Origin of the sequence: Streptomyces sp. AC550_RSS872, from assembly GCF_019049285.1 — a bacterium.
Taxonomy (GTDB): Bacteria; Actinomycetota; Actinomycetes; order Streptomycetales; family Streptomycetaceae; genus Streptomyces.
This window is the reverse complement of sequence record NZ_JAGMUL010000206.1, coordinates 1-279: the sequence shown is the minus strand read 5'-3', so window position 1 is coordinate 279 and position 279 is coordinate 1. Positions and strand designations below refer to the sequence as shown.

Annotated in this window: 1 rRNA gene; it reads right to left on the bottom strand. The window is 57.7% G+C overall.

Annotation, left to right across the window (positions count from 1 at the left end):
- Positions 1-279 (bottom strand): 23S ribosomal RNA (locus KUM44_RS42880); the annotation flags it as partial.

Below are 279 nucleotides of genomic sequence, written 5' to 3'. Positions count from 1 at the left end.
TTACCCTGGGCAGATCAGCTTGACCCAGGAACCCTTAGTCAATCGGCGCACACGTTTCTCACGTGTGAATCGCTACTCATGCCTGCATTCTCACTCGTGAACCGTCCACCACTGCCTTCCGGCGCGGCTTCACCCGGCACACGACGCTCCCCTACCCATCACAGCACCCGTTGGGGCTTATTGCTGCAATGACACGACTTCGGCGGTACGCTTGAGCCCCGCTACATTGTCGGCGCGGAATCACTAGACCAGTGAGCTATTACGCACTCTTTCAAGGGT